General features: G+C 31.3%; 25 protein-coding genes, 2 pseudogenes, 1 riboswitch and 1 other annotated feature. Of the genes and pseudogenes, 6 read left to right on the top strand and 21 right to left on the bottom strand.

Translation table 11 applies throughout. The annotated features are described in order from the left end of the window. Positions 1-12: 12 nt before the first annotated feature. The 7 genes and pseudogenes from ACWJKE_RS16165 to ACWJKE_RS16135 all read right to left on the bottom strand — a co-directional run bounded on the left by ACWJKE_RS16165 (position 13) and on the right by ACWJKE_RS16135 (position 4,345). A complete protein-coding gene (locus ACWJKE_RS16165) occupies positions 13-1,197 on the bottom strand; it encodes a MalY/PatB family protein (RefSeq protein WP_462959015.1) in 1,185 nt (394 codons plus the stop codon). Positions 1,198-1,341: 144 nt separating this feature from the next. Then, on the bottom strand, positions 1,342-1,830 hold the full coding sequence (locus tag ACWJKE_RS16160; protein ID WP_462959014.1) for a MarR family winged helix-turn-helix transcriptional regulator: 489 nt from the start codon (positions 1,828-1,830) through the stop codon (positions 1,342-1,344). A 148-nt stretch (positions 1,831-1,978) separates the two neighbouring features. Beyond that, positions 1,979-2,467: a GNAT family N-acetyltransferase gene (locus ACWJKE_RS16155; RefSeq protein ID WP_462959013.1), complete on the bottom strand. Its 489-nt coding sequence runs from the start codon at positions 2,465-2,467 to the stop codon at positions 1,979-1,981. Between the two features lie 309 nt (positions 2,468-2,776). Then, a riboswitch (Lysine riboswitch) is annotated at positions 2,777-2,948 on the bottom strand. A 56-nt stretch (positions 2,949-3,004) separates the two neighbouring features. Further along, positions 3,005-3,148 (bottom strand): annotated as a pseudogene (locus tag ACWJKE_RS16150) (cysteine synthase); the annotation flags it as partial. Beyond that, positions 3,147-3,275, bottom strand: a complete 129-nt coding sequence (locus ACWJKE_RS16145; protein WP_258280624.1) for a hypothetical protein — start codon at positions 3,273-3,275, stop codon at positions 3,147-3,149. The gene ACWJKE_RS16145 and the pseudogene ACWJKE_RS16150, both read right to left, overlap by 2 nt. Beyond that, on the bottom strand, positions 3,259-3,711 hold the full coding sequence (locus ACWJKE_RS16140; RefSeq protein ID WP_462959012.1) for an S-ribosylhomocysteine lyase: 453 nt from the start codon (positions 3,709-3,711) through the stop codon (positions 3,259-3,261). The genes ACWJKE_RS16145 and ACWJKE_RS16140 overlap by 17 nt, the downstream gene beginning before the upstream one ends. Then, positions 3,704-4,345: a class I SAM-dependent methyltransferase gene (locus ACWJKE_RS16135; RefSeq protein WP_462959011.1), complete on the bottom strand. Its 642-nt coding sequence runs from the start codon at positions 4,343-4,345 to the stop codon at positions 3,704-3,706. Before ACWJKE_RS16135 ends, ACWJKE_RS16140 begins: the two co-directional genes overlap by 8 nt. Before the next feature lie 124 nt (positions 4,346-4,469). Then, positions 4,470-4,701, bottom strand: a binding site (T-box leader). A gap of 194 nt (positions 4,702-4,895) precedes the next feature. Between ACWJKE_RS16135 and ACWJKE_RS16130 the strand changes: the two genes are divergently transcribed. Further along, the gene (locus tag ACWJKE_RS16130; RefSeq protein WP_216303944.1) at positions 4,896-6,008 is read left to right on the top strand and encodes a PRK06851 family protein; all 1,113 of its coding nucleotides are present in this window, start codon (positions 4,896-4,898) and stop codon (positions 6,006-6,008) included. Positions 6,009-6,140: 132 nt separating this feature from the next. On the opposite strand, the gene ACWJKE_RS16125 is transcribed toward ACWJKE_RS16130, so the two are convergent. Beyond that, positions 6,141-7,454 carry a hemolysin family protein gene (locus ACWJKE_RS16125; RefSeq protein ID WP_462959010.1) on the bottom strand — a complete coding sequence of 438 codons (1,314 nt, stop codon included), beginning with the start codon at positions 7,452-7,454 and terminating at the stop codon, positions 6,141-6,143. A gap of 239 nt (positions 7,455-7,693) precedes the next feature. Here ACWJKE_RS16125 and ACWJKE_RS16120 point away from each other — a divergent pair, with 239 nt between their 5' ends. Then, positions 7,694-8,806 carry a DUF362 domain-containing protein gene (locus ACWJKE_RS16120; protein WP_216303942.1) on the top strand — a complete coding sequence of 371 codons (1,113 nt, stop codon included), beginning with the start codon at positions 7,694-7,696 and terminating at the stop codon, positions 8,804-8,806. Positions 8,807-8,963: 157 nt separating this feature from the next. Here ACWJKE_RS16120 and ACWJKE_RS16115 read toward each other — a convergent pair whose 3' ends face one another. Then, entirely contained in the window at positions 8,964-11,237 is a 2,274-nt protein-coding gene (locus ACWJKE_RS16115) for an ABC transporter permease (RefSeq protein WP_462959009.1), read from the bottom strand. Further along, entirely contained in the window at positions 11,237-11,941 is a 705-nt protein-coding gene (locus tag ACWJKE_RS16110) for an ABC transporter ATP-binding protein (protein WP_216303940.1), read from the bottom strand. Before ACWJKE_RS16110 ends, ACWJKE_RS16115 begins: the two co-directional genes overlap by 1 nt. Positions 11,942-12,096: 155 nt before the next feature. Here ACWJKE_RS16110 and ACWJKE_RS16105 point away from each other — a divergent pair, with 155 nt between their 5' ends. Beyond that, positions 12,097-12,702, top strand: coding sequence for a TetR/AcrR family transcriptional regulator (locus tag ACWJKE_RS16105; RefSeq protein WP_216303939.1), 606 nt, complete (start codon positions 12,097-12,099; stop codon positions 12,700-12,702). 186 nt (positions 12,703-12,888) lie between these two features. Here ACWJKE_RS16105 and ACWJKE_RS16100 read toward each other — a convergent pair whose 3' ends face one another. Then, complete coding sequence (locus ACWJKE_RS16100) at positions 12,889-13,044, bottom strand: hypothetical protein (RefSeq protein WP_462959008.1); 156 nt, start codon at positions 13,042-13,044, stop codon at positions 12,889-12,891. A gap of 142 nt (positions 13,045-13,186) precedes the next feature. Here ACWJKE_RS16100 and istA point away from each other — a divergent pair, with 142 nt between their 5' ends. Further along, the gene (istA, locus tag ACWJKE_RS16095) at positions 13,187-14,749 is read left to right on the top strand and encodes an IS21 family transposase (protein ID WP_462959007.1); all 1,563 of its coding nucleotides are present in this window, start codon (positions 13,187-13,189) and stop codon (positions 14,747-14,749) included. Continuing rightward, positions 14,737-15,480 carry an IS21-like element helper ATPase IstB gene (istB, locus tag ACWJKE_RS16090; RefSeq protein WP_220320588.1) on the top strand — a complete coding sequence of 248 codons (744 nt, stop codon included), beginning with the start codon at positions 14,737-14,739 and terminating at the stop codon, positions 15,478-15,480. Before istA ends, istB begins: the two co-directional genes overlap by 13 nt. Positions 15,481-15,512: 32 nt before the next feature. Here istB and ACWJKE_RS16085 read toward each other — a convergent pair whose 3' ends face one another. The 5 genes and pseudogenes from ACWJKE_RS16085 to ACWJKE_RS16065 all read right to left on the bottom strand — a co-directional run. Then, positions 15,513-15,650 (bottom strand): hypothetical protein, encoded by a 138-nt coding sequence (locus ACWJKE_RS16085; protein ID WP_462959006.1) that lies wholly within the window; start codon positions 15,648-15,650, stop codon positions 15,513-15,515. 16 nt (positions 15,651-15,666) lie between these two features. Then, positions 15,667-16,092 carry a hypothetical protein gene (locus ACWJKE_RS16080; RefSeq protein ID WP_462959005.1) on the bottom strand — a complete coding sequence of 142 codons (426 nt, stop codon included), beginning with the start codon at positions 16,090-16,092 and terminating at the stop codon, positions 15,667-15,669. A gap of 273 nt (positions 16,093-16,365) precedes the next feature. Beyond that, the gene (locus ACWJKE_RS16075) at positions 16,366-16,788 is read right to left on the bottom strand and encodes a VOC family protein (protein ID WP_216303937.1); all 423 of its coding nucleotides are present in this window, start codon (positions 16,786-16,788) and stop codon (positions 16,366-16,368) included. A 719-nt stretch (positions 16,789-17,507) separates the two neighbouring features. Next, on the bottom strand, positions 17,508-18,848 hold the full coding sequence (locus ACWJKE_RS16070; RefSeq protein ID WP_220286134.1) for an MATE family efflux transporter: 1,341 nt from the start codon (positions 18,846-18,848) through the stop codon (positions 17,508-17,510). Between the two features lie 256 nt (positions 18,849-19,104). Then, positions 19,105-19,209, bottom strand: a pseudogene (locus tag ACWJKE_RS16065) (MarR family transcriptional regulator); the annotation flags it as partial. 257 nt (positions 19,210-19,466) lie between these two features. On the opposite strand from ACWJKE_RS16065, the gene ACWJKE_RS16060 reads away from it, so the two are divergent. Continuing rightward, positions 19,467-20,258 carry an alpha/beta hydrolase gene (locus ACWJKE_RS16060; RefSeq protein ID WP_462959004.1) on the top strand — a complete coding sequence of 264 codons (792 nt, stop codon included), beginning with the start codon at positions 19,467-19,469 and terminating at the stop codon, positions 20,256-20,258. A 288-nt stretch (positions 20,259-20,546) separates the two neighbouring features. Here the strand turns inward: ACWJKE_RS16060 and ACWJKE_RS16055 are convergent, their stop codons facing one another. From ACWJKE_RS16055 to ACWJKE_RS16035, 5 genes are all read right to left on the bottom strand, one after another. Then, on the bottom strand, positions 20,547-21,074 hold the full coding sequence (locus tag ACWJKE_RS16055) for a hypothetical protein (protein ID WP_462959003.1): 528 nt from the start codon (positions 21,072-21,074) through the stop codon (positions 20,547-20,549). Between the two features lie 2 nt (positions 21,075-21,076). Then, positions 21,077-21,283 carry a helix-turn-helix transcriptional regulator gene (locus ACWJKE_RS16050; RefSeq protein ID WP_216303932.1) on the bottom strand — a complete coding sequence of 69 codons (207 nt, stop codon included), beginning with the start codon at positions 21,281-21,283 and terminating at the stop codon, positions 21,077-21,079. 442 nt (positions 21,284-21,725) lie between these two features. Further along, on the bottom strand, positions 21,726-22,463 hold the full coding sequence (gene truA / locus ACWJKE_RS16045; protein WP_216303931.1) for a tRNA pseudouridine(38-40) synthase TruA: 738 nt from the start codon (positions 22,461-22,463) through the stop codon (positions 21,726-21,728). A gap of 102 nt (positions 22,464-22,565) precedes the next feature. Next, positions 22,566-24,248: a glycoside hydrolase family 13 protein gene (locus tag ACWJKE_RS16040; protein ID WP_216303930.1), complete on the bottom strand. Its 1,683-nt coding sequence runs from the start codon at positions 24,246-24,248 to the stop codon at positions 22,566-22,568. A gap of 35 nt (positions 24,249-24,283) precedes the next feature. Beyond that, positions 24,284-24,955: a helix-turn-helix domain-containing protein gene (locus ACWJKE_RS16035; RefSeq protein WP_216303929.1), complete on the bottom strand. Its 672-nt coding sequence runs from the start codon at positions 24,953-24,955 to the stop codon at positions 24,284-24,286. Between the last annotated feature and the right edge of the window lie 27 nt (positions 24,956-24,982).

The raw sequence follows: 24,982 nt of genomic DNA, 5'->3' as shown, positions 1-24,982 counted from the left end.
ACTAAATACTTTTTAGTTAATTCCTTCTAGGCTTTTTTCAATGCTCTTTAAAGCTTTTTCCAATATTGTTCTAGGACATGCAAAATTGATTCTTTGGAAATGTTCTCCACCAACGCCAAAGATATAGCCATCATCCAGTGCGATTTTAGCTTTTGTCTGCATCAATTGCTGAAGTTCTATATCCGTGAAGTCAAAATCACTAAAATCAAGCCACGCCAAATAAGTTCCTTCTGGTCTAATCATCTTTACCCTTGGAATTCTCGCCTTTAGAAATTTATCAATGAAATCAAGATTATCTTGTAGGTATATAATAAGCTGCTCAAGCCATTCTTCCCCTTTATTGTAAGCTGCTATCTGAGCCACAGATGCAAAGGAGCCTGGATCGATATCAATTGTTGCTAGTTTATGGTTTAATTCTTTCCTTAACTTTTCATTGGGTATTATAATATCAGAAATTTGTAGACCTGCAAGATTAAATGTCTTTGAAGGTGATGTACATACAATTGAGTTCATCCTAAATTCTTCAGAAATCTTACCAAATGGAATATGGCGATTTGACTGATATATTAAATCCGAGTGAATTTCATCTGAAATTACCAGCACATTATTCTCTACACAAATTTCACCCAACCGTTGCAACTCTTCAGCTGTCCAAACACGCCCAACGGGATTATGGGGACTACATAAAAACATGAGCTTAGTTCTGCTATCTTGAGCAATTCTTTCTAATTCACAAAAATTCATTTCATATTTGCCATTATTAAGTATTAATGGATTATTAGCAATATGACAACCATTATTGGTGATAATATTGGCAAATGGATAATAAACAGGACTTTGAATTATCACTTTATCACCTAGATTACAAAATGTCTCTACAATAAAGTTTAGTGCAGGTATTATTCCTGGTGTAAAAAGTATCCATTCCTTTTCAATGTCCCATCCGTTCCTTTTTTTATGCCAGTTAACTACAGCCTCCAAAAACTCATCACTCTTATGTCCATAACCAAAAATCCCATGTCGTGCTCTCTCTGTTAGTGCCTCAATAATGGGTTGAGCGACTTTAAAATCCATGTCCGCAATCCACATTGGAATGCTTTTTTCCTCTCCAAAGTTTTCTTTAAGATGTTTTTTAGACCATTTTATAGAGTCTGTTTCTCTTCTGTCGATAATTTCATCAAAGTTGTATTTTGTCATAATATCTCCTTCCAGTTTTAAATGTATTACAAAAAAACAAATATTGTTTAGGCTCTATACTATTTATAGTTTATAACCTAAACAATATTTTGTCAAGAGAGTTTTTATTTATACACTATTAGATCAAAATACTCTTTTTTATTGTTAACGAGGTATATTTAACAATTCAGTATACTTTTGCATAACTTTATAAAATGCGTCAATCTCTTCGGTAGTAAAGCTATTATGCAATGTTTTATCAGCCCAAGTGAGTTCCTTAATATCATATGCTTTATGTGCTTTACTTAGGAGTTCTCCTTTGTCAGTGACATACAAATGGACGTTTTTTGCGTTGTCATCTTCTTTTTTTCGTATAATTAAACCACGCTTTTCTAGTTTGGTAATAATCTGTGATACAGCACCTTTAGTACGATTCCACTCCAATGCCACCTCAGTAACAATAATTCCTGGATTCTCATCAATAACAGTCAGAGTATGTAATTCAACCATATTGATTATATCTCCAGTCCCATAATCACGAGCTGTTTTTATATAGTCACTATAAGTCATAACAAATTTATAAATAATATTTGCCTTTGTATCTAATTCATAATATTTAGTATTTCTTTGGATTACATTTTCAATATCGTTCATTTTGCCCAAACAACCTTTCTTTCATATTTTTATAATTAACCAAAAAAGTTTACGTTAACTAACTATACGATTCAGCATTTCTATTACCGATAATTTAATACTGTTAATTAGCTATAAATTACAAATGTTCACTCATATTATATCTCAATTAAAACTCTAAAATCATATTATACCATTTAGAACCACCGTGTACTGATTTAGATATGCCTATATTTACGAACCCGAATTTTGTATAATAATGAATAAGTTTTTCTTTACATGTTAGAATAACGCCTTTACGACCCTCTAATCTTGATACTTCTATCATATGATTCATTAATTGTACATCAATTCCTTGATTACAATAATCTGGTATCACGTCAAGACCAAAAATAGTCTGGTAATCTCCATCTGGAACATGTTGTGTAGCATCATTATATAATTCATCATAGATAGCAGTTTCATTGATTATACACCCATTGATGAACCCAATTATATTTCCATCAATTTCTGCTACAAAAAAAAATTCTGGAAATATCTTAATTCGTTGTTCGAATGATGTCTTCGTAGCAGCCTCTGCCTCTGGAAAACATCTTGATTCCACTTCTGTTACTGCATCTAAGTCTTCTATAGATACTCCTCTAATTTTAATATCCATTACACTAATCTCCTTTTGCTTAAAATATAAGTAATATTTGCTTCGTCGTATAGTATAGTTGCGAAGTATATATATATTTCAATTAAACATTAATAATTAATTACTGAACTTGATTTAACCTAAAGCATTTTTCTCCTAACACTTTTAATTTTGCAAGTTATATCTTTTCATATAGTTTCCCTCTGACAATCTCAAGTTGTTCTTTTAACTTCTTATTTTTACACCTTTTTTTATATTGTTTCAAAAAAAATAAATACAGCAAAGGAACACCTTTGCTGCATAAAATACATGTTTTTATACAAACTTCGTGTACCTTGTAGCTCACCACTGAAAAATCAGTGACAATTTTACATATATTATATGTAATCTCAGAAAATAATTTCACCAAATACATTTTCTTCGGCCATAGCTCCTTTTCTTATTCATCTTAGCCTGTCAGCTCCGAACAAGTACTCTTAGATACAGCACCTCTACCCTAGGTAGTTTACTTATTAAATTAGTTATTATATTATCACAGTATGTTTATAAGTACAAGCATTAATTACAGATGTTCTTACTAAAATGTCTATCTCCCCTCTCAGGCAGTATTGCAACAATGTTCCCACCTTCAATGGATTCTCCAAGTTTTATTGCAGATACTATGGCAGTCCCTAAAGAACTGCCTACAAATAGCCCCTCTTTACATTGTATCCTTAATTGATGGCTGCAGTTTTGCGAAGATATTTACACCTTCTTTTACACCCAAATTATTTAGCTTAATAAGTGGTGTATTTCCTATAATATTTAATATACTATTTATATATCTCACTGCTAATACCTCTACTTAGAACTAATTTTGCATATTCTTTTGCACCATCTAAGGAATGATCTCTATAATTTCCACATTGAACTTCATTGGCTGCCGGGATTTCCTCTGTTTCTATCACCTTTTTCAATCCATAATTTAGGGCTTCTATAACCCTATCTACACTGACATCATTCCATACGATCATGTAAAAACCTGTTCTACATCCCATAGGTGAAATGTCTATAATTCCGTCCATTACTTCTCTCATATATCCAGCAAGCAAATGCTCTAAAGTATGGATAGCTGATATATTCATAAACTCCTTGTTTGGTTGCATAAATCTTAAGTCAAACTTTGTTACTTTATCACCCTTTTCGCCTATCTTTACCTCACATTTTCGTACAAAAGGTGCCACAACCTTTGTGTGATCTAATGAAAAACTTTCAACCTTAATCATTTACCCTTACCTCCTTATTTGCTACTGCAATGAAAATGCCAGTTTCAGTATATTCGCCTTTGCTAGAATAACCTTTGCATCTTAAATCTGTATTCTCAATGTTTACTATATTAAACCCTGCGCCAGTTAACCACTCTTCCATCTGATTATTTGAAAAACCAAGCCATTCGTCAAACATTTCAGTCCTTGCCCACTGCCCATTATGCTCTTCTACATCCGATATTATTAAAGTCCCACCTTTTTTAATTATTCTGTGCATCTCTTTAATAGCCTTTTTAGCATCGCTCACATGGTGAAGAGCCATATTAATGAAGACCACATCTACAGATTCATCAAACAAAACCAAGTTGTCTATGGAGGATTTTATTGGATATACATTATCGAATTTTTTAGTTTCCATTAATTTTTTGGATTCTTTAAGCATATTTACTGATTGATCTATAGAAAACACAATGCTTGCATCTAAGGCCAGCGCTAAGGATAAAAATCCAGCGCCGCATCCAAGATCAGCCACTACCTTATCTTTTATACTTACTTTGGATAATACCTTGTACTTTAACCTTTCATCAAAATACTCACTTCTTATTACGTTCCAACTTTTAGCTATTTCGTTAAAATAATCTAATGAACTCATAATATTACCTCCATTTATTTTTTTTAAGTCTAAATTTTACATTTTATACTTAAAAAATAGTGTTAAGGCCAAGTTTTTTTTAAAATTCAAATATTTTTGGTGTCAAAAAAACACCGTCTCATTTTATAGAGGCGGTGTTATTACACTCCGCGGTCCACTCTAATTAGATATAGAATCTCACTTAAATCCAAGCACAAAATGCTTTATCGCTTTAACGGGCGAACCCGTAGTACCCTACTATAATTTCAGGTCCATGCTCCAAAGGGCACTTCATATATATTTAGGTAAAAGCTTCTCAGCATCGCTTCCTCTCTGTACCCATGCAATATACTACTTTCCTTTTTCATTGCATTTCCTAGTATTCATATTGGAATGATTATATTTTTATTATATGCCATATTTTATTTTTGTCAACCTCAATTTAAAAATAATAATTTACTATTATTCAGAATATATACAAAATATTTTCAACAAAAATATAAAATAATTATAATCAATTTCAACATCTATGAATAGTATGTATTGATATGATGAAATGGAGTGTGATATTATGCAAGGTACTATTAAAAATTTTTTCCCCGGTGGCAATACTTCAAGAGGATTCTATTCCTACTATAGGTATATACTAGGTCAAGATGAAGCAAGAAGAATAATATGCATAAAAGGAGGCCCTGGAACAGGTAAATCATCCTTAATGAAGAAAGTTTCTAAATACTTCAATGAAAAAGGCTACGATATAGAACAACATCACTGTTCTTCCGATAATAATTCACTAGACGGAGTAGTTATTAAAAAACTTAACGTTGCAATACTTGATGCAACAGCACCTCATATAGTGGATCCTATAAATCCAGGAGCCGTAGATGAAGTTCTAAACATGGGAGATTGTTGGAATGAAGAAGGCTTTAAGAAATATAGGCATAAAATAATTGGCATAAATAAAAAAGTTGGCAAAACTTTTAAAAGGGCCTATCGATTCTTTGGAGCAGCTAAATTAGTTTATGATGATTGGCAAAACTATAATGATGAAGCCTTGAATATTAATAAATTAAACATACTGAAAGAAAATCTAAAAGAATCTTTATTCACCACGCCACCATCTACTATAGGCTATGATAGACATTTATTTGCTACAGCCTTTACACCTAACGGTATTGTCACTTATATTGAAAACTTAAGCGCAGGTTATAAAAATATTTATGTATTAAAAGGCGGACCTGGTACTGGAAAATCAGATGTACTAGAATTTCTATCCACCGAAGCCTTAAGGCGTGGATACAATGTAGAAATTTTTCATACGCCACTTATCCCTGAAAAAATTGAGCATATATTGATTCCTGACTTAAATGTTGCCATTTTGACCTCTAATGAAATAAATAATTCAGATCTTCCAGGTATTGTAATTGATATGGAGGATTGTTTAAATCTAAGTACACTTGAAAATAACAAAGATGAAATAGAATATGATGCAACTGAGTTTTACACGCTATTAGATAAGGGCTTAGCTACAATAAAAGAAGCTAAATGTCTACATGACGAACTCGAAACTTACTTTATACCAAATATGGATTTTTCTAAAGTGGATGCAGTATTCACAAAGATCATTAAAAAGATAAACGAGTATGAAGAAGATTATTTAAATGATCCGTATACAGATTTTTAGTTAAATCGTATATGATAAATTCATAATCCTCATAAATACAAGTAAAAAGAATATTTATGAAAATAATCACCTTTATATAACTTCCCTATATGAAAAAAAGATGCTCTACTTTTTTTGAAAGTAGAGCATCTTTTATATATATATTTTAATTTTTTCTATTCTTCTTTGTTTAACTTGCTCTATTTTAAATATTACATTCCCATATTCAATAGTTTGGGTTTCATTTTTCTTTGGAATACATCCTATAAGGCTAATTAAAAAACCTCCTATAGTATTGTAATTCTTCGACATTAAATTTAAATCAAGATGATCATTCAATTCGTCTAAAGAAAGTAATCCATTCACTATATAAGTATTATTATCAACTTTTCTTATATCAGGTTCGTCATCATCATATTCATCTTCAATATTTCCCATAACTTCTTCTATAAGGTCTTTAATAGTAACTACCCCTGAAAATCCTCCATATTCGTCTATAAGTACTGCCATATGATTTTTAGATATTTTTAATTCTCTAAATAATTCATCTATATTTTTACTTTGATAAACAAGGTAAGGAGAATGTAATATATTCTTAATGTTTACATTTTCAAAGCCCTTAATGCGAGCCTCCATTATAAAATCTTTCATGTGAAGTATTCCTATGATATTATCAACATCACCGTCATATACTGGCACTCTTGAATACTTTTTCTCTAATAACTCATCTAAGAACTGTGTAACATGATCATTTATATCAATCAAAAACACTTCAGTTCTTGGAGTCATAACTTCTCTAGCTGATTTATCATCGAATTCGATAATGTTATTTATCATCTTTTTGGCAGTTTCGTTTATAGCGCCGCGTTGTCGTCCAACTTCTATAAGTGATTTCATTTCCTCTTTTGATAACTTCTCCTCTAATTTTTCACTATTAAGACCAGTAATCTTAACTAAAACATCAGTGGATGCTGAAAGTAGCATTGCAAAAGGAACCAGCAGCTTAGATACATAGAAAACAGGCACTACGCAAAACATTGCAATAGCTTCTGATTTTTGTAGTGCTACTCGCTTTGGAAACAATTCACCAAACACAAGTGTTATATAACATAGACCAATTGTTATGCTAGCTAAAGCAATTTGCTTACTATAAGGTACATTCAAATTGTTTAAATATCCTGAAAAATGATTAGATATTCCAGTAGCCGCAGTTGCAATAGAAAAAAAACCAGCGAGCATAATTCCAATTTGAACAACCGATAAAAACTTTGTTGGCTCCTCAATAAGTTTTACTAATAGCTGTGCTTTTTTGTTATCCTCTTGCGCAAGATGCTTAATTTTATTTTTGCTAAGTGACGCTATTGCCATTTCCGCCGATGCAAAGAATGCATTTATCAGTGTTAAAATACCAATTGTTATAAATTGCGCCATTATATTATTGGGCGCAGGGTCAGGGTCTGAATCCATTAAAATTCCTCCTCTTAAATAAAAACTTTTCATACTACAATAATATCACAAATATTGTATTCTTTATTGATAATATGAAAATTAATATTAATTATATCTAATTTATTGCAATTATTTAAAATAAAGTATGTTTCGATCTATACATAAAAAAAACAAACGCATACTGCAATATGATATAATATTATAATCAAATGAACCAACCCAATAACATTATGATAGAAATCATAGGAGGTAAATAAATGGATAAATCAAAAGTATACTTTACAAACTTAAGAACAAAACCAGGATGCAATCTATTAGATAAACTTCAAAAACTTGTGGTAGAAACAGGTATAAAAAATATTGATTTCAAAGATAAATTTGTAGCTATAAAAATTCATTTTGGAGAGCCAGGAAATCTTTCTTACATTAGGCCAAATTATGCTGCAAGTATTGTTAAGCTTGTGAAAGGACTAGGCGGTAAACCTTTCCTTACTGATTGCAATACACTATACACAGGAAGAAGATCTAATGCTGTAGACCATATTGAAGCCGCTATGGAAAATGGTTTTAATCCGATTTCAGTTGGATGTAACTTAATTATAGCTGATGGATTAAAGGGTGGGGATTATAGAGAAATCCCAATTAACCAAAAACATTGCAAAACTGCTAAAATAGGTTCAGCCATTGCTGATTCAGATATAGTTATTTCTATGACTCATTTTAAAGGCCATGAAATGACTGGGTTTGGTGGATCATTGAAAAATTTAGGTATGGGCTCAGGCTCTGTTGGCGGCAAGCTTGAAATGCATTCTGCATCAAAGCCATTTATGAAACATCGTAAATGTGTAAGCTGTGGTCAGTGCGTTAAAAATTGCCTACATGAAGCAATTACCTTTAATGAAGATAAAAAGGCAACTATAGATTATGATAAATGCGTAGGCTGTGGTCAATGTGTTGCCGTATGTCGCTATGGCTGCGCAACAGTAAAGTGGAATGAATCCGCTGATAGCGCTAATGAAAAAATTGCAGAATACACCTATGCAGTTATTAAAGATAAGCCACATTTTCATATTAGTTTCATTATGAATGTTTCCCCTAATTGTGACTGTTCACCGGAAAATGACGTTGCAATTGTTCCAGATATAGGAATAGCTGCATCCTTTGATCCAGTAGCCTTAGATCAAGCCTGTGTTGATATGGTTAATAGTGCAATTGCATTAAATGCAACTGAACTTTCAGATAACCACTATCATGATGGAGACGATAAATTTTCTACTATACATCCTGATACAAATTGGAAAGTTGGACTCGACCATGCAAAAGCTATCGGAATTGGAACTGACGAATATGAACTAGTAACAGTTAAATAAAAAATAAAAAGGTATATATTACTATTTAATCAATGCATTATACGTAATATATACTTTTTTTGTGCATAAAAATATTTGTTAGCAAACCTCGTAAGTTGAGACTCGCTTGTTTTGTGTTGTATTAATTTTTATATCTCCAAAATCGTTACAAAGAGGCTTATTCTACACTTTTAAGAGAACTAACCATATCAATATCTTTAACTTTCTTTGAAAACATAAGGTTAACAAGAATAGATATCAAAATTGTTCCGAAAATACTGTAAAACAATGATTGAACAGATATTATGGTCATCATATCAAAGGTATCACCCATGAATGAAATCATATAGCTAATAAGCCATTTTCCGCAAGGTATCCCAATTATAATTCCAAGGGTTGTAATCCAAATGGTTTGTGTAAGAAGTAGCCACCTAATTCTCTTTGTTTTAAAGCCTAATACCTTTAGCGTGGCAAGTTCTCTTTGTCGCTCTGTAAAGGATAATATGCCGAGATTGTAAAGCACTACTATGCCCAAAATAGCTGCTCCTAAAATAAGTATATATACCATAATGTTCATGGCTTCTGTCATGGTTTCATAACTTTTAGTTAAATCTACCCTTGACCAGATGCGCGTTACACCAGTAACATTAGAATTTATTTTTTTAGAAGTTATGATAGAGATAGCTTTAAAGTTGTATCCCAGCCTTTCAAAATTATTTTTTGTCAATGTGATGCCTTGGGATATGGGTGTACGGTAAATGGCCCCGATTGTTGATGTAACGTAACGTTCATCACCATAAATGTGAAAGGAAATTTCATCGCCTACTTTAACTCCTAAAAGATTAGCCATTTTATAGCTTATTGATACTTTGTCTTGTGGTAATTGAATAGCCTCACGCTTGGCATTTTGAGGGTTAATAAGTGTTACATTTTCAGTTACAAGTAGCTGCGCAGTTTTCTTTTTATCCTTTGCTTTAATTTCGATAGTACCTTCCATTATTGATTCTCCAGCATAGCTATTTTTAATTGATGAAATTTCTTTTTTGGATACTTTCTCAGAAAGTGTCAACTTTGTTTCATAGTGGTTAATATCCGAATACTGCCAACTAATAACATCCTTTACGCTATCTTTCATACCAAAAGCACATACAAGCAGTGATGTACATCCCATTACACCGATTATAGCCATAATGGAACGAACTTTACTTCGAAACATATCCCGTAAATTCCACTGTGTATTGAACCCAATCTTTGCCCATAACTTTGTTTTTTCAAAAAAGCCTTGTTTCATAATCCTTGGAGCCTTAGGCAAAAGCAATTGAGATGGTATATCTTTTAGAACTTTACGGCAAGTAAGGTAAGTTGCCAAAGTACATGCAATTACAGAAACTAGAGCCATTATAAATGAAGAGACTGAAACTTCCGGTTTCCAAACAGGTAAGGTGTATGCTGTTTTTAATGAATCGTAGAAAAGATGTGGCAGAATAAGTGGGCCTGCTACTAATCCAATAACAGCACCAGCAATGGAAATCCATAAGCCATAAGAAACATAGTGGAATAATATGTGTTTCTTCTTGAAACCTATCGCTTTTAATGTGCCGATTTGCGTACGTTGATTATTGACTAAACGCGTCATAGTTGTAATTATTGTAAGTAAGGCAATTGCAAGAAATACAATTGGGAAGACCTGCCCTATCGCTTTATGCTGCTCGATTTCTTCCTGAAACATTGCATAACTTCCAAAATTATTTCTTGTTAAAAATACACTGTACTTACCGTCTAAAGCGGTATCAATTTTTTTTTCTAACTTTGAGTAATCTGTCCCATCGGTAGTAACCAAAAGGTCTGTGTAGAATATTGGTATTGATTTTGGTAAAGACTTGTCGGAGAGATAAGCAAATCCAAAGTTTTCATGGTTTGGAACAATGTCATTATCGCCTGTTGCATACACATATTCAGGATTTAAAACTGTTCCTAGTATTTCTTTTTTCATAGTAATACCATTGAATGTTGTGGATATAGTATCTCCAAGGGTGAGTCCCTTTGCTTTAGCAAATGCGTCGTCCAGCCATACACCATCTTTATCAACAGAAAATTCCTGCCCATCAATAAGCTGGCACTTTGAAATCTTGTTTTCATTTGTAAAATGTAGTGTTATCTTTGGTTTGTTTTCAAATCTCGCAACACTGTCTATTGTGAGCCTTCTTTGTACGGAGGTAACACCATTAACTGATAAAACCTTATCAGCATCCGATTTCGTAAACCCACTGCCATAAATCCAGACATTAGCAAAATTAGTATCCCGGTAATACTCATTTGATGCAGTTTGCAATCCATACCATTCACTGTTTATACCTACGTATATAAAAACGCCTAAAATAGACATTATAAAAATTGAAATGAATTGAGTTTTGTTTAGCTTCATATCTCGAATCATTTTGAGAAAAAGCATTACCAGTTCACCTCCTTTACATCAACGGGTGCAGCATTAATACTTATATCCCTCACTTTGCCGTTTTTAATTCGGATAACCTTATCTGCAGCCTGAGCCAGTGCTGAATTGTGTGTAACAATAATAACTGACTTATTTTTCTCTCTGCTCATTTTCTGTAGTAAGGAAAGAATAACAATACCTGTTTCACTATCTAGTGCACCTGTTGGCTCATCGCAAAGAAGCATGGTTGGATTTTTGCATATGGCCCTTGCTATAGACACTCGCTGTTGTTCCCCACCTGATAGCTGTGATGGAAATTTATTTAAGTGATCACCTAGTCCAACTGAGGTCAGTATTTCGGCAGCATCCAATGCCCCTTTCACTACATCCTTTGTAAGTGCCACATTTTCAAGGGCAGTTAATGTTGGAATGAGGTTGTAGAACTGAAATACAAAGCCCACATTTTCTGCTCGATATTCCGTCAATGCATCATCTTTGTAATTCGCTATATTTTTACCATTAATAATGATTTCTCCATTTGTAGCAAAGTCCATACCACCAAGCAAATTAAGAACTGTAGATTTGCCGGCGCCACTCGGACCTAATATAACAACAAATTCACTATCATTAATAGTAAAACTGATATTATCTGCAGCAAGTAGCGTCTTTTCGCCTAAATTATAAGCTTTTGTAACATTTTTAAATTCAATTGTATTTTTCATAGTCCCCCCCTATAATCTGAAACATGTTTCAGATTATATTATACCAACCCGTCCCTTTGTTGTCAATATTAACCTGAAATATATTTCAGTTTTGTTGACTGCTTCACTTAAACTAGTTATAATTAAATTAAAATCTTAGTCTAAGGGAGGACACCATGAGTAATAACTCAATTAGAGAACCTAAACAAAAACGTTCTATTGAAAAGAAAAAAAAGATAATTGAAGTTGGATTTAAACTAATGTGCGAAAAGGGCTACCACAATACAAACTCAGTGGAGATTGGTAAAGCTGCTGGAGTATCAACTGGTATTATATATAACTACTTTACAGACAAAAAGGATATTTTTATTAGCGCTATTCAAGATTATGCTAACAGTCTAACAGCACCAATGTTTGAAAAAATAAGTACACTTAAAGAACCTATTGATTTGACAGACCTATTAAAGCAATTTATTGATATTTTTATACAGTCACACTATATTTCAAAGTCTGCTCACGAAGAAATGATGGCTATGGCTCATTCTGATAAAGATGTAGCTAAGTTGTTTTACCAGTTTGAAATTGATACTACAAACACCCTTATTGAGTTAATGAAACAAAAAGGTATTACACCAACAAACCCTAGAGAGAAAGTTCATATTTCTATTGGGCTAATTGAAAACCTTTGCCATGAAAGGGTGTACCATAAACACGAGTCTATGGATTATATGATTATGACAGACGAAGTTATAAATCTTGTTATTAGTATGTTAACAAATTAAATATTTGTTAAAGTAGTGTAACATCTTTATTTTGCTTTTAGATCCAATATCCACTTAAAGCAAGTAACCCCATATCATTAGATATGGAGTTACCTGCGACGAAATATAAAGAAGATTGTAAAGCAATGATTCACTTTATTTTAATGCATTTTTTAGCTTTTTTAGAAAAAATAATCATTTTAAAAATCATTTCTTAAACCCATATATACTTGAGGTAAGACCAATTACAACAATAGTGAAGCCTATTAGATTAGAGTAAAAGATCTCATTAGACGAAAATCCACCCCCACCGATTGCTATGATTGCTACTCCAACAATAGTAACTTCTATACCTATTAACATTATTTGTATTGGAGTTGTTAGCGGTAAACTAAAAGGGTGATATTTCGGCAAACAAAAAAGGAGAATAATTTCCAGTTAAGTACAATAATAATTCCTTCTCTGATACAATTAGAGATATATTTTACAGAGGGGGAATTTAAAATTGAAAGGATGGAATATGTTTAGTGAAATAAAACAATATAAAGCACTTGGATTTAATAAATCACAGGTTGAAAGAGCTCTAAATATAAATTACAAAACAGTTCAAAAGTATTGGGACATGGATCCTGGTGAATATGTTAAAGTCACTATTCAATCGAAGAATAGACATAAAAAAATTGATATCTACAAAGATGATATTTTAGAATGGATTACTGATTTCAGAGATATGTCAGCAGCACAAGTACTTGATTGGATAAAGGAAAGATATGGTGATGTAAAATTTAAAGAAAGGTCTTTAAGGCTTTATATTAGTAATTTAAGGAAAGAATACAATCTGCCTAAGGCTTCGCCAATAAGACAATTTGAGGAAGTACATGAACTTCCCATGGGCTACCAAGCTCAGGTTGATATGGGTCAAATATGGCTCAAAAGATTAAATGGAAACAAAGTAAAAGTGTATTGCTTTGCAATGGTTTTATCACATTCAAGGTATAAATACATACTTTGGACAGACAAACCATTTACTACCGCCTCTTTTATTGATGCTCATAATCGAGCTTTTGAATATCTTGGTGGTATGCCTATTGAAATAGTGTATGACCAAGATCGTGTGCTTGCAGTAGCCGAGAATTCTGGAGACATTATTTATACCGAAGGTTTTCAAAATTATATTAATACTATGAAATATAAAGTTAGGCTTTGTAGAGGTTTTGATCCTCAAAGTAAGGGGAAAATAGAATCTGTGGTAAAATACTCAAAATATAACTTTGCTATAAACAGAGTATTTATAGATGTTGATTCCTTTAATGAAGACTCATTCAAATGGCTAGATAGAACAGGCAATGGTAAAAAACATGAAATAACGAAAAAAATACCGGCAGAAGTGTTTGCTCTCGAAAAGAAACACTTGCTACCAGTACCTGAACTCTTTGAAAAAAATTCATCTAATACTAGTTTAACTTATGCTGTACGAAAAAACAATGTAATTTTGTATAAACAGAACAGGTATCAAGTGCCCAAAGGAACTTATAGCCCAGGTAAAGAACTTAAATTAATGATAAAAGGCTCCAAAATGAATATAGTTGATTTTGATACAGGTGTATTAATAGCAAGTCATCAAGTAAGTACAAGGCAGGGTGAACTTATAAAAATAATTCATCCCGAAAGGGATATTCACAGTTCTATTGACCAAGTTTATGAAAGATTGTTTTTTGCTCTCGGTAAAACTGAAAATGCAAAAATGCTACTAGATGGCATAAAACGTGAAAAACCAAGATACTGCAAAGATCAATTTGGTTCAATACTAAATATAGTACATTCATATGAAGCTTCGCTAATAGAACAAGCATTGAATTATTGTGTTATACGAAACTTGTGGAGTGCTGGAATGTTTAAAGAAACCCTTGAATATCTTGCGATACAGGATATTGCAAAAGTTGATAAAAAATCTGTAATTGACAAGTTATCTATACCATCAAAGTATAGAGGGTTAAAACCGGAAGTAAGAAGTATAAGTGACTATATTGATGCTTTGAAGGAGGACAAGCAATCATGGAGAAATTAGAATTAATCAAAGAGTATGCCAAAAATCTTAAGCTAAACTATTTAAATGTAGATGCAGATAAAATTATTGAAAAAGGTGAGTTAGGTAATGTTTCCTATCAAGACTTTCTATTATCAATACTTAAAAATGAGGTTGTTTTGAAAGATCAGAAAACACAAGAAAAAAGACTTAAATATGCTGACTTTCCAGTTAAAAAGACAATGGAGGAATTTGATTTTCTATTTCAAAAATCAATAACAAAGAAACAAATAAACAGACTCATGGAAATGGAATGGATAGATAGGATGTATAATCTTATATTTTTAGGCCCACCGGGCGTTGGGAAGTCTCACACAGCTATTGCCTTGGGTTATAAAGCCGTTGAGGCAGGTTATAAGGTAAGTTTTGTAACTATGGATAATCTGATGCATGTTTTGAAAACTCAGCAGATATCAAGAAAAAGCAAAGGTAAACTAAATAGAATCCTTTCTTCAAGCCTCGTTATAATTGATGAGGTCGGATATCTTCCTATAACTAGAGATGAGGCTAATTTGTTCTTTCAATTAATATCATCCCTTCATGAACAGGCATCACTAATTATAACTTCTAACAAAGGATTCGAAGAATGGGTAGAGCTTTTAGGAGACCCAGCATTAACAACAGCTGTATTAGATAGAATATCTTATAGGTGCGAACTTTTTAACATGATTGGAAAGAGCTATAGGTTGGAGCACAGAAAATCTATATTTTAGCAGTTAAATGGGAAAAATATACTGGGATAAATTCAGTAAAATAGTTTGCCGAAATTTCTCCAAAAGTACTTGCCAATAACAGGAGTCTTATTCTTTGTATGTTTATCTAAAATAACTATAGTTAAAAGTATTGGAATAAGTAAAATAACAATCAAAATCAAAGCTGCCATAAAAACACCCCTCAGTCTATATTTGTTTATACAAATGCTTTAATAATAGTATTTTCTTTTTAAACTCATCTTCTAAAATAATATTTTTTTGAGATAAATTGAATATAAATTTAACACTTTCATCGTATTTCCTGAGATTTTCATTGTTCTCATCAACTAAATTAAGATTACATAATGATTTTTCATATTCATCATCAGTAAGTATGTTATTGCTCTTTAAATCATCAAGTGTTGAGAGTACATCAACATCAAATTTAATTATATTACTATGTTTGTTATCAGTGTATATTTTATTCAATTCATAAAATGCAGGACTAAAAAAACCAATTAACCCAAATAAAATAATACCAAAAACTCCAGCTTGACCACCTACATTTAAAATTACCGATGCCAATATTAGACCTAAAAACCCACAAATTATTGAGTATATAATTAACTTCATAGCCATCACCCCTCGTATAATATCTATATGCCGCGATTTTTTACAATTTCGACTAATAATATATATTTAATCATACCATAATTACCATAAATTGAGTATATTTAAAATTCTTTTGAAATGAGTAATAGACTCAATGTGAATGTAACTCAATTGGTTATTGTGTTACATTCACAATATCAATATATATAATAAAGTAAACCCGTATTTACTGATATGGGTTTACTTGTGACGACGTATTCGAATGTTGCATATTACATTTACTATAGAGTATGCTTATTTTACTCTTTGAGCAATTGGATGGTTCTCTTTAAATTGAACTAAATCCCATAAGTTTCCGTATAAATCTTTGAATACTGCAACTGTACCATATGATTGTTCTTTAGGTTCTCTAACAAATTCTATACCTTTTGCTATCATTTCGTTATAATCTCTCCAAAAATCATCTGTTCCAAGGAATAGGAAAACTCGTCCTCCTGCCTGATTTCCAATAAACGATAGTTGTTCAGGTTTAGAAGCTCTTGCAAGTAATATTGTAGTCCCTGACGAACTTGGTGGAGACACTACCACCCAACGTTTATCTTGGTCTTCTTGGTATGTGTCTTCTATTAATGTAAAATGAAGTTTCTTTGTGTAAAATTCAATGGCTTCATCATAGTCTTTGACTACTAACGCAATGTGTACAATAGATTGTATCATTTTATTTGCCTCACTTTCTTTACAAAATATAAGTAATATTATTGTGTCGTCTATTTTTACAAGTTCCTCATAAATATTTATTCAATTATACTACTATTGCCTTATCCAAGAGTAAGCATAATTCCCAATATGTTTAGGAACATTATTCATATCTATAGAGCAATCTTCAATTATTAATAGTTTCTTTTTTTTTAAAATATTCCACATTAATGTTATCCTCCCCCCTCCTATGTAATCCTTACCTAATAATACCATAACATTATAAATAGCTAAACTTTAATTCCCCTAGGGAATACAATATAATATGGATGGGAAAAGAACAAATAACGTGAAACCAAAATTTCACGTTATTTTATAAGTATTTATAATGTTTACAAAAGGCTAAAGTAATAATAGACATACTTATTTACACAAGAAAGTAATCCCTAATACTGTTGTACAAACTCCAATTAACAATAATAATATAAAACCGATTATATTTTGTTTTTTAAGTTGCAAAATACTATAAAGTAAAGTATCGATACCAACACAAACCATTACTAAATTCAATAGAGACTTATCGTCTATACCATTGTAGGAATTAAATATATGAATAAAAAACAATATAAATATGGCCACAGAAACTATTTTACGTGAACTTTTATAAAATAAAGAATTTTCACTATATAGATTCATAAACATATAATAATTGTTATATTTTTAGTTGAATATATCTATTTTTACTCCTTCATAGAAATATCTCGTTGAAGTTGAATCCATAAATATAATCCTATTATGCAAGTTAATATTTCTGTTATAGTCATCGACCATATAACCCCATGTAAACCAAACGTATATTTTCCTAAAATCATAATAGGAATTAATAATGTTCCCTGCACTACAGACATTATGGTTGCATCTTTACCTCTTCCAGCTCCTTGGAATATTGCTATAAAAAGACCAGTAATGCCAGCAAACAAAGCTGAAATAAGCATAGCTAGCAAAATGTATATCCCAGTGTTTATTACGTAAGTATTATGGCTAAATAAATGTAATATTGGTTTTCTGAAGATAAATATTATCAATGAAAAGGCCATAGTTAGGATTGCAATATAGGCTGCAGTAATATTTATAATACTCTTCATTCGTTTTATATTGTTAGCTGCATACGCATAAGCAATTAAGGGAATAACTCCAATATATAACCCTTTAGCAGCAAATTGAGCAAGTTGGGCAATTCGCAGAGATATTCCAAATGCAGCAACAGCATAGTCGCCATAGTATGCTGAAAAATTATTTAACAATAAAACGGAAACAATCAAAAATGCATCTAATAGGAAAGAGGATATTCCTATCTTAAAAATATCTTTCAACATGCTAAGCGTTGGTTTGAATGTACTTATGGAAACTGTCAAAGTAGAACTTTTGTTTTTAAGGTAATAAACATAGTACAATACTGCACATGTATTCGCAACAACTGTTCCAATTGCTGCTCCTACAATATTTAAATGACATGTAAAAATTAATATGGGGTCCAAAACAATATTTATGATAACACTTATAAACATACCATTCATCGAGACTTTTGATGATCCCTCCGCTCGTACTACTTGTCCTAATGCAAAGTTAGAAATTACAAATGGACTTCCTAAGATAAGAACCATAATAAAATCTTTGGTGAACAAAACCGTATCACCTTTTGCCCCTAATACTTTTAGAATAGGATGAATTAAAGGTATCGCGAATAACATAAAAATAAATCCAGCTAATATACTTAAGAAAAAAGTAACTGATGAAACTTTTTTTGCATCTTCTAATTTTGTTTCCCCAAGTAACCTAGATATATAGGTTCCACCACCTACACCAAAAATATTTCCAATTCCCGATAATATGATTGTAAAAGGTAACGCTAAGGTGACAGCTGTCATCATCGATGTGTTATTTAGCATTCCAATAAAAAAAGCGTTAATAACATTATAAATCATAATAACGGACATCCCCAACATCATAGGCACTGCCATGTGTGCAATCGCTTTTGGTATAGTTGCTTGTTCAAAATAATAATTTTCTGTATTTTCCATATAATGATCCTCCTTAAATTCTCGGTAGTGTAAATTTTTTATTTCTTATCAACGGTTTGTTCTGTATATTGTGTATTGATTTTAAATTTACACATTTAAAATTCACCTCTCGCAAAAGAATATTTATGTTTCCTCGGCAACATAACTATTCTATCACTTTATTGTTTCCTTGTCAATAATAAAGGAGGCTGTATCATACGCTGATGTTTCAGCGCTTTGATACAGCCCGCCTTAGGCTACTTTTTATACAACTCCATTATTCAGAACCATTTCGATTTGTTATATCTACACCTTGCTTCTTTATTTCTGCATCCAAATGCCTACTATGCTTTTCCACGAAGCTAAGCATGATATCAAATTGTTACTCGGTTACCTGTTCAGTTCTGAATGTGACTCGATTGGCATTGTATTACATTCAGAATATCAGTACACTTAATAAAGTAAACCCATATCTAGTGATATGGAATGCCGTGATTAGTGACACCGGCTCTTTTAGTAATTGGATTAATAACAAAATAATGCTAACAGCAATTAAGGTTATTCATGACAAATATGGTTAATAATGATATCATAAACATAACAATTTAAGTTTAAAATTTCAAATGAGGTGGTAAAAAAATGAATAAATCAAAAGTAGAAAAAGTAAATTTTTATAGTGATGTCCTTGGTAAAGAAATGCCAATGTTAGTGTATTTACCTGAATGCTATAATAGTTTAACTCCTCTACCGGTATTATATTTTCTACATGGAAGAAGTGGGAATGAAAATTTAATGTTTGAAATGGATATAAACGCTAAAGCTGATCGAATGATAAAAAATGGGGACATTAAGCCTATGATAATTGCATGTCCAAGAATTGAAAACAGCCGTGGTTTTAATTCATCCTTAATCTGTAAAGAGGTGCCTGATCCTGGAGATAATAATAGAATCATAAATTTAGGAATGTATGAGGATTACTTTATGAAAGAAATATTGCCTTTAACAGATAAAACTTTCAATACTATAAAAGATAGAAAAGGAAGATATATTGGAGGGATATCTGCTGGGGGTTATGCAGCTCTTCACAATACATTTCGACATCAGCACATATTTTCAAAAGTAGGAGGGCATATGCCTGCCTTAGAACTGAAACTTGAAGAGGAAGACAAGCCATATTATAAAGACATGGATGTATGGGAAAAATATGATCCAATATATATTGCAAGAAACAATAATATTTCTTCTGATATTGATGTATATCTTGATGCTGGAGATAAGGATGAAGGTAGATTTTATGAAGGCTGTTCAACTTTACATAAAACATTGAACGAAAAAGGCATAAATTCTCAAAATCATGTATTCCCTGGTAATCACAGTGCTGAATATATACAATCAAATATTGAAAAATATCTAAAATTTTATGGATGTTAATATGTTGTGTACAGGCCTTGTGTAATTTATACAAGTATAAAAAATAATAAACCACTTTCTGTAGATGTATGATAAATCAATAGTAGGATAGTTTTTAATAAAGCTAAGAACTATTTTATATAATAGGGGTTGAAAAAACAAATGACGTGAAAATAAAATTTCACGGACATTTGTCTTTTACCTCTATACGTCCTATAGCTAATAGTTACTTTAATGTACGTAATAAACCATCATGTAATTGATATTTTTAGCCTATAATTGAGAATATACACTACTTTTTTGCAGGATTTACCCCTTTTTATATTCCAAATTCTTACCATTAATCTGGCAAAAACTATATTCACTTATGTAAGCTAAAATATATGCCACTATAGCTAAAACTTTTAATCCTTTTGAATCAAAATACTTGTAACTTATAACTATTGCAAATAGTACAATTAAATCTGTAACCATAGTTATACAAAATGTATTCCATATTAAGTTACTTTTTTCTTTTTTTTCCATTTTATTTATAAAATTCAAAGAACTAAACTCAGTATTAATATTTAATTTGTATAACAGAACAAAACAAAAACAACTAATTATAGCAATAATAAATATATACATAATTGGTAATAAAGTAACGCCATTTAATAGGTTCAAAATTATTATTAATCCGAGTACAAATACCGCAAGTATTAGAGTAGTTTTTAGCGCAGTAAATATTAATAAAATTTCCCGCTCGTCTCTTTTTCTAGGAAACAATATATTTCTTGTCATATTCCATATAATCAATAAAGCAATGCCCACTTCACCTATAATTTTTATATCATTCAAACTTAATCATCCTCCCTAATAAATTCAAAAACATCATCAATTTTCTTGTTCAAATAGTTAACAATTTTAAAAGCTAATTTTAAAGATGGATTAAATGCTCCTCGCTCTATTTCAAGGATTGTTCCTCTCGAAACACCAATTGCTTCAGCTAATTCCTCTTGGGTTATTTCTTTTTCAGCTCTTAAAACTTTAATCTTAGTTTTAAACATTTTTGTCTTAGTTAAATTTTAAGGCACCTCCCTGTTAACCAATCTACTATAATATAATTATAGTAGTATATATAATATAAAATATCAATATTATATTAGTTTGAAAATAGTAATGGGCATACAACATAATAAGTCTTGTATTGAGCCAAAATAAAGACCCCTCTGAAATAATATAATGTATCCTATAGAGTAGACATTAAAAAAAAGTGAACTGCCCCCTGTCAAGTAGACAGGGGGCAGTTCATTAATACTTCTAACGCTGAACCTATATCTTCATAGGAGTTGGTTCTGTTAAATAACATAATATTTCTCCGAAGTAACCTTGCACTGAGTGCTTTGCAACAAGAAACGAAAAAACATTGAATTTCCATTTAGAAATTCTTGTTTTGCTAATATAAAATTCTCGTGAGACTTCCTGGAAGGAAAACTCGCATACTTTTATTTAATATTCAACATTTCTTAGAGATAATCCTTTTGCTTTTGCCATCGGTATATACTCTGATGCTGTTTCTTCATTTAGTAATTTTTCTATATCCATTGCCTTAATTTTTCCTTTACCCACTTCTAAAAGGCTTCCTATAATAATTCTTACCATATTCCATAAGAATTCATCTGCATTAATTTCTATTTCAATAATGCCTTCTTTTTCTGTTATATTTATATAATTGATAGTCTTAGTAGTTGATTTAGTATTTGTAGATACTGTCGCTAAATACTTAAAATCATGAGATCCAACTAAAGACTCTGCCGTAATTCTCATTTCTTCTAAATTAAGATTCATCTCAGAGTGATAAACATATTTTCTATTAAATACATTTCTTAGTTCATTATTATTTATTTTATACACATAAGTAATTGATTTTATATTATACCCTGCATGAAATTTTTCACTTGCATCCACCATGGATTTCACTACTATGTCCTCTGGTAAAAATTCATATAAACATTCTCTCATCTCATCTATGCTTAACTCACAATTAGTATGAAAGTTTGCCATATAATTTTCAGCATGTACACCTACATCAGTTCGCACGCAGCCTGTAACCTCTATAGGTTCTCCTGCCATTTTAGATAATGCACCTTCTAGTTTACCTTGAACCGTTAAATCGTTATCTGATTGTTTTTGCCATCCTTTATATCTACTTCCATCATATTCTAATATCATTTTTAAATTTCTCATATATATCCGCCTTTAACTTTTTTGATTATTCATGTTTTAATTTTACCCAATGAACATTTTAATTATAGCTTTTCTATTAAAATAAAGCTAATATATTTATCATTATTTAATTTCATATACCCTAGTTTCATAAGGTCTTAATTTTATATTCACACTAGCGGCATAACCTTCCACCACATAATTTGATAGCAATAGTTTAGCCTTTTCATAATGGATATGCTTTGGAAACTCAAATATTGGTTCATTTCCAAAGAAATTAACTATGATTAAGATCATCTCCCCCTCTAATTGTCTTAGATATGCATATATTTCCTCATCTTCTCTATTAATTTCCTCAAAGCTTCCATATACCAATACAGCCTTGTTTTTTCTTAAAGCTATCAATTTTTTATAATAATTTAGTATTGAATTTGAGTCTTCTATTTGTTCATCCACATTAATTTTTCTATAATTTGAATTAACTTTTATCCAGGGTGTGCCAGTAGTAAACCCTGCATTTTCACTATTATTCCACTGCATTGGTGTTCTTGAGTTATCCCGCGACATATAGCGTAGTCCCTTTAGATAGTTTTCTTCACTCACTAACCCGCCCTTAACTAAATCTTTGTGTTTATTAAAAACAGCCACATCTCTATAATCTTGTAATTTAAAGTCCCAAGCATTGGTCATTCCTATTTCATCTCCATAATAAATAAAAGGAGTTCCCTTTTGAGTTAATTGAAGACAAGCTAACATTTTTGCAGATTCTTTTAAATAATTCTTCTCTTCTCCTAGTCTTGATATAGTTCTCGTAGTGTCATGGTTCGAGTAAAACAAGGGGCACCAACCTTCTTCTTCAGGCCTTCCTTGCCATCCACTCATATTTTCCTTTATATCTTTTATTAAGTTTATAGGTTTCCTTTCCCAATCAGTTTCCCCTCTACCCACACTATGCATATCAAAATGGAAGGTAAAGTCTAATTCACCTTTATCTTTTCCTGTATAAACATAGGCATTTTTATAGTTTACTCCACCCGTTTCACCAATTACTACATGATACCCAGTGTTAAATACCTCTTTTCTTAATTCTTTTAAATAATCATGAACTTCAGGTAGATTTTGTACATATTTTATAAAATCACCATATACATTGCCTTCTTCTATTATTCCATCTGGAAAGGAATGATCTTTTCCGAGATGATTAATAGCATCCATTCTAAATCCATCTACCCCTTTTTCCATCCAGTACTTTATCATGTTCTTTATTTCTTCTCTTAATTTTTCATTTTCCCAATTTAAATCTGGTTGTTTCTTAGAGAAAATATGAAGATAATATTCTTCTGATATCTCGTCATATTCCCAAGCGCTGCCTCCAAAAAAAGACCCCCAATTATTTGGAGGGTTACCCTTTGTACCTTTATTCCAAATGTAATAATCTCTATAAGCATTATCTTTGCTCTTTCTACTCATTTGAAACCAAGGATGCTCATCAGAAGTGTGATTTATTACCAAATCCATCACTAACTTCATTTTTCTAGAATGAAGTTCTTTAACTAACTCATGAAAATCTGCAAGCGTCCCAAATTCATCCATTATGTCTCTAAAGTCACTGATATCATATCCATTATCGTCATTAGGTGATTTATTTATAGGATTTAAATACAATATGCCTACTCCTAAGTCTTTCAAATAATCTAGTTTTTCTATTATCCCTTTTAAGTCACCTATTCCATCACCATCTGAATCCTTAAAACTTCTAACATATGCCTGATATGCCACTGCTTCCTTCCACCATTTTTTATCCATGGTTATCCCCCTCTTCAATTTTTTAGTTTTAAGACTTATGCGTAATTGCTATTTCTATACACGGTTGGAGAAACCCCCACTATAACTTTGAAAGTTCTACTGAAATGGCTTTGGTCATAAAACCCCAATAAAATCCCAATATATAAAATGCTTTCATCTGTACTGAGCAGTAGATTTTTTGCCCTGTCTATTTTTATTTCTTGCACATATTTCATTACTGAAATACCCATCTTCTTTTTAAAGCAATCGCTTGCATAACCCACTGAAATGTTTAAATCTCTAGCTAACTTATCAAGCGAAGAGTGATTTTCAATATTAATATGTATGTATTGAAGCATTTTATTAATCATAAAATTATCAGTGACTTCAATATCATTTATTAAAATATTAAAATATGCTGTGACCATGCTTATTTCTAAAGCTTGTAACTCAATTAAATCAGTAATACCTTGGACTTTATCATAGAAATTATTATATAGAGGATGCAGCGCACTTTTTGATACGCCATTTTTTATAATTTCCTTTGTGTATATAGCATTCCAAATAATTAAATCATTTTTTTTATTGCGAGCGGACTGTCCATTTTCTTTTTCCTGTAGATGTTTTTCTTTTAGGGTGCTTAATACTTTTGGTATATTTTTTGATTCGACGAAAAATGATATATCATTATTAAAAATATAAATATCTGATTCAAAGGTCTCCAGCATATTTTCACCTCTTTATTTTAATAATCA

The organism is Clostridium sp. CM036 (genome assembly GCF_055081135.1).
The sequence above is the reverse complement of the archived record's forward strand: the minus strand, read 5'-3'. Positions and strand labels throughout refer to the sequence as shown.

What these genes read in the sequence shown, in the direction of transcription:
- ACWJKE_RS16140 (WP_462959012.1), bottom strand. Translation starts at nt 3,711, where the DNA reads ATGATTAAGGTTGAAAGTTTTTCATTAGATCACACAAAGGTTGTGGCA.
- ACWJKE_RS16135 (WP_462959011.1), bottom strand. Translation starts at nt 4,345, where the DNA reads ATGAGTTCATTAGATTATTTTAACGAAATAGCTAAAAGTTGGAACGTA.
- ACWJKE_RS16115 (WP_462959009.1), bottom strand. Translation starts at nt 11,237, where the DNA reads ATGCTTTTTCTCAAAATGATTCGAGATATGAAGCTAAACAAAACTCAA.
- ACWJKE_RS16125 (WP_462959010.1), bottom strand. Translation starts at nt 7,454, where the DNA reads ATGGATTCAGACCCTGACCCTGCGCCCAATAATATAATGGCGCAATTT.
- ACWJKE_RS16160 (WP_462959014.1), bottom strand. Translation starts at nt 1,830, where the DNA reads ATGAACGATATTGAAAATGTAATCCAAAGAAATACTAAATATTATGAA.
- ACWJKE_RS16050 (WP_216303932.1), bottom strand. Translation starts at nt 21,283, where the DNA reads ATGTTTAAAACTAAGATTAAAGTTTTAAGAGCTGAAAAAGAAATAACC.
- ACWJKE_RS16120 (WP_216303942.1), top strand. Translation starts at nt 7,694, where the DNA reads ATGGATAAATCAAAAGTATACTTTACAAACTTAAGAACAAAACCAGGA.
- ACWJKE_RS16040 (WP_216303930.1), bottom strand. Translation starts at nt 24,248, where the DNA reads ATGGATAAAAAATGGTGGAAGGAAGCAGTGGCATATCAGGCATATGTT.
- ACWJKE_RS16035 (WP_216303929.1), bottom strand. Translation starts at nt 24,955, where the DNA reads ATGCTGGAGACCTTTGAATCAGATATTTATATTTTTAATAATGATATA.
- ACWJKE_RS16080 (WP_462959005.1), bottom strand. Translation starts at nt 16,092, where the DNA reads ATGAAGTTAATTATATACTCAATAATTTGTGGGTTTTTAGGTCTAATA.
- ACWJKE_RS16105 (WP_216303939.1), top strand. Translation starts at nt 12,097, where the DNA reads ATGAGTAATAACTCAATTAGAGAACCTAAACAAAAACGTTCTATTGAA.
- ACWJKE_RS16075 (WP_216303937.1), bottom strand. Translation starts at nt 16,788, where the DNA reads ATGATACAATCTATTGTACACATTGCGTTAGTAGTCAAAGACTATGAT.
- ACWJKE_RS16100 (WP_462959008.1), bottom strand. Translation starts at nt 13,044, where the DNA reads ATGTTAATAGGTATAGAAGTTACTATTGTTGGAGTAGCAATCATAGCA.
- istB (WP_220320588.1), top strand. Translation starts at nt 14,737, where the DNA reads ATGGAGAAATTAGAATTAATCAAAGAGTATGCCAAAAATCTTAAGCTA.
- ACWJKE_RS16130 (WP_216303944.1), top strand. Translation starts at nt 4,896, where the DNA reads ATGCAAGGTACTATTAAAAATTTTTTCCCCGGTGGCAATACTTCAAGA.
- ACWJKE_RS16110 (WP_216303940.1), bottom strand. Translation starts at nt 11,941, where the DNA reads ATGAAAAATACAATTGAATTTAAAAATGTTACAAAAGCTTATAATTTA.
- ACWJKE_RS16155 (WP_462959013.1), bottom strand. Translation starts at nt 2,467, where the DNA reads ATGGATATTAAAATTAGAGGAGTATCTATAGAAGACTTAGATGCAGTA.
- ACWJKE_RS16165 (WP_462959015.1), bottom strand. Translation starts at nt 1,197, where the DNA reads ATGACAAAATACAACTTTGATGAAATTATCGACAGAAGAGAAACAGAC.
- ACWJKE_RS16060 (WP_462959004.1), top strand. Translation starts at nt 19,467, where the DNA reads ATGAATAAATCAAAAGTAGAAAAAGTAAATTTTTATAGTGATGTCCTT.
- truA (WP_216303931.1), bottom strand. Translation starts at nt 22,463, where the DNA reads ATGAGAAATTTAAAAATGATATTAGAATATGATGGAAGTAGATATAAA.
- ACWJKE_RS16085 (WP_462959006.1), bottom strand. Translation starts at nt 15,650, where the DNA reads ATGGCAGCTTTGATTTTGATTGTTATTTTACTTATTCCAATACTTTTA.
- ACWJKE_RS16070 (WP_220286134.1), bottom strand. Translation starts at nt 18,848, where the DNA reads ATGGAAAATACAGAAAATTATTATTTTGAACAAGCAACTATACCAAAA.